Source organism: Subsaximicrobium wynnwilliamsii (genome assembly GCF_007997225.1).
Classification (GTDB): Bacteria; Bacteroidota; Bacteroidia; order Flavobacteriales; family Flavobacteriaceae; genus Psychroserpens; species Psychroserpens wynnwilliamsii.
The window spans coordinates 1-7,463 of the sequence record NZ_VORM01000050.1 but is presented as its reverse complement, the minus strand read 5'-3'; the positions used below and the strand labels follow the sequence as shown (position 1 = coordinate 7,463).

Here is a 7,463-nt window from a genome sequence, read left to right as displayed (position 1 = left end):
AAATAAATGGAAAGGTCATTCAACGAAGTGAGTTCACCCAATATATAGAACAGAATGCCAAACGGGTCCTAGAAAATCCCCAAGCTTATAAAAGACGGCAAGCAATTGTGGAACATCCTTATGGCACAATGAAAAGACAATGGGGCTTTGACCATATAATCACTAAACAAACCAAACTACGAGCTAGCGCAGATGTTGGCTTTATCTTTATAGCATATAATCTCACAAGAATTTGGAACATAATAAAACAAGACAATACGACGGGCTCTGACATGATTAAGACACTAGAAACCGCCATAAACCTATTTTTAGCCTGTATAGCAACATTTGCCAATCACAATAGAAAAATTAAAATGGCACTCGCAGTTTAAAACAAAATCTGTAATTTGGTTCTACTAACAAAAATCAAGGCAGGTTATTAGACGGACTGCCGTTGTACACCATTTGAGAAAAAACCGAAATTGAACCAAGAAATCAAAATATTACGCTCTGATTTAGTTGCTAAATGCGACCAATATCTGAATGGAGAAATCAAAGAAAAAGATTTTGAAGATTATGCGTGGAATTTAATAACAGAGGAACATTTCGATTGGAACGATGATGTGATTTCTAATATAATTTATCAATGGGATAGTCCAGAAATAAATTTCCCAATAACAAAAACTAATATAAGACTTTGGAAACATCAATTGGAAACGGACGAGAATTTATTAGCGGACTATAATTTATGGAATGTGCATATTGACCAACAAAAGGAAATTTGCGAAAAATATCAATCCAAGTGGAAGCCGATTAACAAAAAACTGATGATTGGAATTGGTTCTGATTTAACTGCTGACCCAATTCACGGATTAAGACATCCAAAAGAAAAGGGAACAACAGGTTGGAATATTTGGACAGGAGAATATTCGGAATCTGATGATTTTTTTAAACCAATTTGTGCTGAACATTTACTTCAAATCCGACCTGATTTAATTAAATATTTCGGACTTGACGTTGGATATCGTTTCTTAATTGACAAGAAAGAATATGAAGATGTTTGGTTTGACGAAAAACTAAAAATAACGGAATAAAAACGGTGTACAACATCGCGTATAATTAATTGCTAGAGCAAAGCCGCCTACGAAAATCCTCGCGGAGTTCCTAGTTCGTTTTTATTTACTAAATTTACTGCTTGAGACGCGCAACTAATCATACTCAAGAGCGTTGTAAAACATTTGATGAAACACAAAACTAAACTATTAATAATCGGATTTTTAATTCTGATTTCTTGCTCTGAAAAATCTGAATTTCTTGAGGACTGTGAATGTGAAAAGATAGATTTAAAGAATGGAATAGTTGTAAACGGAAAAGAAAACAGATATTCAGTTGTTTTACCCGACAGTAGCTGGAATCCTGAAATTACTGACATCGGATTAAGCGCTGGAACTTTTGACGATAGTTCTTTTAAATATTTTGGTATAAATGAAATGGGAAAAGCGAAACCTTGGATGAGTCTTGATGAACAGCAGAAAGATGTTGAAAGAAAGTATGACGTGATTGAATCAGGAGTTTCAGATATGCTTCAAAAAAAATCAATATGGAATCTTGTCGAAGAAAAATTTAATACAATTCCAATCATCGGTTTGTATGTTACTGTAGAGCATCCAACAGATGATTTATTTTATACTGTTAACCTTGCGGTCTCAAAAAATAAATATGGAAAAAAAGAATTATGTGAACTTGAAAATATAATTAAGTCATTTAAAATGAACTAAAAAAACGTTTTACAACACGGTGTATAATTAATTGCTTGGTCACTGCCGACTTACGAACATTCCTGCGGAATATTCTATCTGTGCTTTATTTACTAAATTAGTTGCTTAACCACGCAACTAACCATACACATCACGTTGGCAGTAATTCCTCTTATTGCGGAAAAAAAATTAATCTCTTTAAGCTAACGTTTAATGAGTAGAGAAAAGAAAAAAATACTAAAAACCAAAAACACTAACAATTAATTTTTAGAACATTACAAAAACGTTATTCAGAATTAGAGCAAAGAATACAAATATTCAACTAATACATGAACGTTAGAAAAAGCTGATAATTCATATATTTTTTTACCACTGGCAATTTCATCTTCAAATTGATTAACAACCCAATCGCCATTGGATAAACCTGTTTCTTTTTGAGTTAATAGTAAATCAAATAAATTCGATGCTTTCTTATAATCGACCTGATATTTCTTATTTATATAAGAAATAACATCATCACATTTAGTGAAAGGTTTCGTAGTCTTTTCAAAATGTAATAAAACATAAAATTCAAAGCAAGGTTTTGTGTATACTATTTTGATTTCTGGCGTTGATGTTCTAGCAGTTTCAAAAGCCTCTGGTATTTTAGCATGTCCATCCCTATCAAAAATAACCCAAATAAAATCATATGGATTTTTTTCTCTTTTTGCTTCTTTAATTTTTAATTTAGCCTCATTTACAAGTCCTAAAGGTGAATGGTCTTTAGGTTTAACAATTTGAACATCAATTGACGAGAACTTTCTTCTATATTTCTCTTGAGTAACCAGACCAGTAAAATAATTTTCCTCCGTTTCTCCTTCACATAAAATCAAACCTCTTCTGCTAAATTTTATTGTCACTCGTGATTTCCTGAAGCCCCTTTTCATATTTTCTAATAATGGAAATCTAATTCATGCTCATTAATAACAGGTGTTGCCCCAAACCTACCAGTCATATACCATTTTTCATATGGAACATTTCCTCTAACTCCTGGTATATCTGATATGGAATAATAATGACTATTTCCTTCGAATTCCTTTTCAGCAAACCAAACTTGGTCTCGCCTGAACAACTCATTATCTAACAAAGAAACATCATGCGTTGCAAAAATTAATTGTGCATTTTTAGGGTTTAATTTAGGACTTCTAAATATCCTAATCAACATTCTAGTCAATTTTGGATGTAAACTTTTATCCAACTCATCTATTACCAATGTTTGTCCATCAGCTAAAGCTTCCAATATTAATCCTCCAACTGCTAACAATTTTAGTGTTCCTGTAGATTCATCACCCAAATGAAACTCAATGTTACCTATCTCTTTTCCATTTTCAAATTCGCGATGTAAAGTTCTAATTTTATACTTATATCGTTCCCGTAGTTCATTTTTATCTTCATCAGTCATTTCCTTTGGCAAACCATCTAAATTAATTTCTGATTCTTCTATGTTTATAGATTGTATACCTGTATCAGCCACACACATCAATTTATTAATATTCTCTTTAAAGAAAGGAATATTATCTTTCCCCATTTTGTTAGTAAACAACTGAATTAAAACATTGTCATAACTTGTATCATGCACGTCGGACACATACAAATATTTAGAGAAAAAAGAATATGGAATTGCTAGTTGTTTATTCTTTTCTGTTCCTATTTTTGATAGAAATAGCTGATTTTTATATAATAATTCCTCAATATTTTTTTTATTTCCTGTTAATGATTCTCCATATTTTATTTTTTCTCCTTTTTCTCTTCTAAATAACCAAGCTGGTTGAGATTTAGGATAAAATCGAAGGTTTTCATAGACAATTTCCTCACTTGAATATCCTAATCCATATTCATAACGAATTCCATCTTTTCCTATAAAATCAATTAAAAATTCTACTGGTTCATTTCTGAAATTCTTATCTAATTTATACGGTTCGTAATAATCAATTTTATCATCAACCTTAAAATCATCTGAAAAAATGACCATATATTGAATCATTTTAAATGCTTTCAATAAATTACTTTTACCTGATGCATTTCTTCCATAAATAATTGCTGAACTTAAAACTTTGTAACCATTATGGTCGATTAAGGAGTTTTCTAATTCCTTTACTTTGCTCTCTCCTAACATTGAGAAACTTTGCCAATCTTTGATTGACCTAAAGTTTTTTATTTTAAATTCTAATAACATAATCCGAAATTAATGATTAAAATGTGAATTTTATGCAATAATACGTTAAATTTAGAAAACTACTGCCAACACCGTGTATAATTAATTGCTTGGGCAAGTGCTTATTTAGAAAATACCCTCAGAATTTTCAATGGTAAGTTTTTGTTTACTAAATTAGTTGCTTAACCACGCAACTAATCATACACATAAACGTTATGCACAATTTAAATCGTGTATTTTCCTGAAATAGGTTGACTAAAAATTAAACCTTTAATTATAGTCACTTATGAAACAACAAAAACAACCCTGTCGAAAAAAACCTTACGAAAAAGTAACTTTTCAACACAAATTATTCGTCGTTGACCAAATCCAGAACGGTCAGATCTCTGCCAATTTTGCTTCTAAAAAGTATGGCATCTCTAGATCTACCATTGCCTATTGGTTAAAAAAATACAGTACCTTAGAACAAAAAAACACCGGTATGAGTAAACAGGATGAGATTAAAAAACTCAAGGAGAGAATTGAAGAACTTGAGTTTGTAAAAGACTTTCAGCAAGACATTATTGCTGATATGGAACTCATTACAGGGGTCGATCTGTCAAAAAAGTCGTTGCCCAAAACATTAGCAAAAGAGATAGAGCTAAAAAAGAAAAACCATTTAAAAGAAAATGGTTCTATCAGTGTTTTGGGATTAGTAAACAAGCCTTCTACAAAAGGCTCAAAACACTTGAAAACAAACAAATGAACGACCAAAAACTCATTACAATGGTAAAAGATTATAGAAACAAGGTAGGACAAAGAACAGGCGGAATCAAGCTGCACAAAGAACTTAAGGATGAATTTGAAGAGAGCGGCATCAAAATTGGCAGGGACAAGTTCTATTGCTTCTTAAGGTTGCACAATTTACTCGTGCCCAAGCTTAAAAACTACATCACGACCACCAATTCCAAGCATAATTTCAGGAAATATAAAAACCTGGTCAAGGACCAAGTGCCTACCAGACCAGAACAGCTCTGGGTCTGCGATATAACCTATATTAAAACAGAAAACGGGCACAACTACCTGGCCATTGTCACCGATGCATATTCCAGACAGATTATGGGCTACAAACTGGCAGACCACATGAGAACTTCGCTTTGCATGGAAGCCCTCGATATGGCCATTAAAAACAGACGATACCCTAACCTAAAACTCATTCTCCATTCCGATAGAGGCCTACAGTACTGCAATCCCAAGTACACAATGTTTGCAGAGAGCAATGGCATGATATTGAGCATGACAGAGCAATATGACCCTTATGAAAACGCTGTTGCCGAAAGGATCAACAGAATCCTAAAATATGAATATGGGCTAAAACAGACCATTAAAAATACTGCCATAGCTCAAAAAATAACAAAACAAGCGGTATATATCTACAACAACTTAAGAACACATTTCAGCCTGGAATTAAGAAAACCAGCAGAAGTGCATTTAAACCCGAACATAAAACACAGATCATATCGGAAAAATAAGGTAAATTTACCTGAACTATCAATTTAGAACAGACCTTAGTCCAAAGTGTTTTTTTGCCTTCTAAACGGCTAAAAAAAATGCTTTGGACGGTAGAAATAAAAATAAAAAAAGGTCAACCTATACCAGGATAATACATCGTACTATGAGAAATTATACTCTGACCATTTTATTTATATTTTCTACACTTATTGTTTTAGCACAAGACAAAAACTATGAGAAAGGTTTGAAATCATTTGATTCTAAAAACTATTTAAAATCATTTGAACTTTTAAAACCTTTTGCGGATAAAGGCGATTCGATGGCAGAATTTGTAGTGGGATTTTGTTATTTTAATCCTGAACTAAAACTGAAAAATAATTCATTAGCGGAGCATTATTTATTAAGTTCCGCAGAAAAATTCAATACAAAAGCAATGGGTTTTCTTTCAATTTTTTATTTCCAAAAAGGAATAGAAAATGAAGAATTTAAAGTTCAGTCTTTGGTTTGGGCGGAAATTGCAGGTTCATATGACCCAGTATTTAACGGAACAACAACTCGGTATTTAATCAGAAACTACTTGAATGAAAATGAATTAAAGCAAGTAGAAGAAATTCTTCTAACCAAGAAATCTAAATTCGAGAAGATAAGCATTGAAGCATTTCATTCAATAAACAAGCAAATGAAAAACGACAATGAAAATTCTGAAAAAGCGAAAATTCCCGAAAACAAACTTAATTTAATTAAAAATCCATATTCGGATTGGGTATATCGCTGGAAAAGTGAACATTTTGAATGTGATACTATGTATTATACCGCTGAAATAGAATCCCAAATTATTGATTCAACCATAATTAATATCAAAAATAACAAGTCATTTGAAATAGATTATTTATATAATGGTAACCAATCAAAACCTTTTAAAATAACAGCAGATGAACAAAACTATTTAATTTCAGAACTTGAAAAGTTGAAAAATTATCGATGGGAAAAAGATATATTCCCATTTTCAAAACGATTGGAGCAAAATGAAATTCAAGAAACATTTGACAATACTGAAAAATTAGCAACTGAAAAAGAAAAAAATATGTGTTCAATTGTGTATACTTTTTCAAAACCTATTTTTTTTAGAAATAATACTATTGCTTTGTATTTAAACCAATCTAGATACCGAACAAATTATACTCAATTAGACTTCAGTTTTTATAAGTTTGAAAATGAAAGATGGGAAGAAATAGTGAGAGTTTACGCCTATTACGAAAGTGCAAAAAAATAAACTGTGCATAACAATGTATATAAAAAATAGGCGAAATAGTAGTAAATTCAAGATCTTTGGCACGTATCAAACATTGTGCTTAACCGAAAGTTTATTGCTTCGTAATCGCCTACTTTTCATATACTAAACGTTGTAAAAAATGGCGGAATTCACTCAGAACTAGACAATCGGAATTCAAAAAACTATTCCTTTTTACGGTCGCGGAATTTTTTTCGATTTCTAAACCAGTCCCATAAATGAAAAACGGAATTACAAAATCAGAAAAGTTTGCGAAATCTTGAATTAATCAAATCCACTCTGAATAAAATCGTGTTGCGAAAATACTCACTCACACGGAATTTCACACTCGGGCGGAATATAAAAGTTTGCGGATATTGGGAACGGCGGAATGCACTCAATCGCACTATCTCAGGGAAAGCAACAACAAAACACCATAATTCCAGGCCACTTTTCACAACATCGCGTATAATTAATTGCTAGGTCTGTTCTTCTTCCGAAAATCCTCGCGGATGCCCAAGTTCGTTATTTTTTGCTAAATTTACTGCTTGAGACACGCAACTAATCATACTCAAGAGCGTTGCCAGTAATTTGAACAAAAATCGCGCATAAATTGAAAATATGAAAAATCTTCTTCTAATATTGATCACATTAACCACAATAAGTTGTAAATCTCAAAACACAGAAACAACTGACGAAATAAATGTGTTATTTATCGGAAATAGCTTGACATATTTCCACGAAATGCCACAGACTGTGCAAAAAATGTTGA

7 protein-coding genes and 1 pseudogene are annotated in these 7,463 nt (G+C 31.9%); 6 read left to right on the top strand and 2 right to left on the bottom strand.

All coding sequences use genetic code 11. The features are described from left to right. The 3 genes and pseudogenes from ESY88_RS19970 to ESY88_RS19960 all read left to right on the top strand — a co-directional run. Window positions 1-371 (top strand): annotated as a pseudogene (locus ESY88_RS19970) (IS1182 family transposase); the annotation flags it as partial. 90 nt (window positions 372-461) lie between these two features. Further along, window positions 462-1,073 carry an immunity protein Imm33 domain-containing protein gene (locus ESY88_RS19965; protein WP_147088485.1) on the top strand — a complete coding sequence of 204 codons (612 nt, stop codon included), beginning with the start codon at window positions 462-464 and terminating at the stop codon, window positions 1,071-1,073. A gap of 147 nt (window positions 1,074-1,220) precedes the next feature. Then, a complete protein-coding gene (locus ESY88_RS19960; protein ID WP_147088484.1) occupies window positions 1,221-1,757 on the top strand; it encodes a hypothetical protein in 537 nt (178 codons plus the stop codon). A 275-nt stretch (window positions 1,758-2,032) separates the two neighbouring features. Here the strand turns inward: ESY88_RS19960 and ESY88_RS19955 are convergent, their stop codons facing one another. Both ESY88_RS19955 and ESY88_RS19950 read right to left on the bottom strand, forming a co-directional pair. Continuing rightward, a complete protein-coding gene (locus ESY88_RS19955) occupies window positions 2,033-2,635 on the bottom strand; it encodes an RloB family protein (protein ID WP_189702677.1) in 603 nt (200 codons plus the stop codon). 32 nt (window positions 2,636-2,667) lie between these two features. Beyond that, window positions 2,668-3,951: an AAA family ATPase gene (locus ESY88_RS19950; protein ID WP_147088482.1), complete on the bottom strand. Its 1,284-nt coding sequence runs from the start codon at window positions 3,949-3,951 to the stop codon at window positions 2,668-2,670. 265 nt (window positions 3,952-4,216) lie between these two features. Between ESY88_RS19950 and ESY88_RS19945 the strand changes: the two genes are divergently transcribed. The 3 genes from ESY88_RS19945 (at window position 4,217) to ESY88_RS19935 (ending at window position 6,694) form a co-directional block, all read left to right on the top strand. Continuing rightward, window positions 4,217-4,675, top strand: a complete 459-nt coding sequence (locus ESY88_RS19945) for a helix-turn-helix domain-containing protein (protein WP_223270909.1) — start codon at window positions 4,217-4,219, stop codon at window positions 4,673-4,675. Beyond that, entirely contained in the window at window positions 4,621-5,469 is an 849-nt protein-coding gene (locus ESY88_RS19940) for an IS3 family transposase (protein ID WP_223270910.1), read from the top strand. The genes ESY88_RS19945 and ESY88_RS19940 overlap by 55 nt, the downstream gene beginning before the upstream one ends. 115 nt (window positions 5,470-5,584) lie before the next feature. Further along, entirely contained in the window at window positions 5,585-6,694 is a 1,110-nt protein-coding gene (locus tag ESY88_RS19935) for an SEL1-like repeat protein (RefSeq protein ID WP_147088480.1), read from the top strand. Window positions 6,695-7,463 lie beyond the last annotated feature (769 nt).

Bases quoted from the DNA above. Each gene is read 5' to 3' on its own strand.
- ESY88_RS19935 (WP_147088480.1), top strand. From the start codon at position 5,585: ATGAGAAATTATACTCTGACCATTTTATTTATATTTTCTACACTTATT.
- ESY88_RS19960 (WP_147088484.1), top strand. From the start codon at position 1,221: ATGAAACACAAAACTAAACTATTAATAATCGGATTTTTAATTCTGATT.
- ESY88_RS19950 (WP_147088482.1), bottom strand. From the start codon at position 3,951: ATGTTATTAGAATTTAAAATAAAAAACTTTAGGTCAATCAAAGATTGG.
- ESY88_RS19945 (WP_223270909.1), top strand. From the start codon at position 4,217: ATGAAACAACAAAAACAACCCTGTCGAAAAAAACCTTACGAAAAAGTA.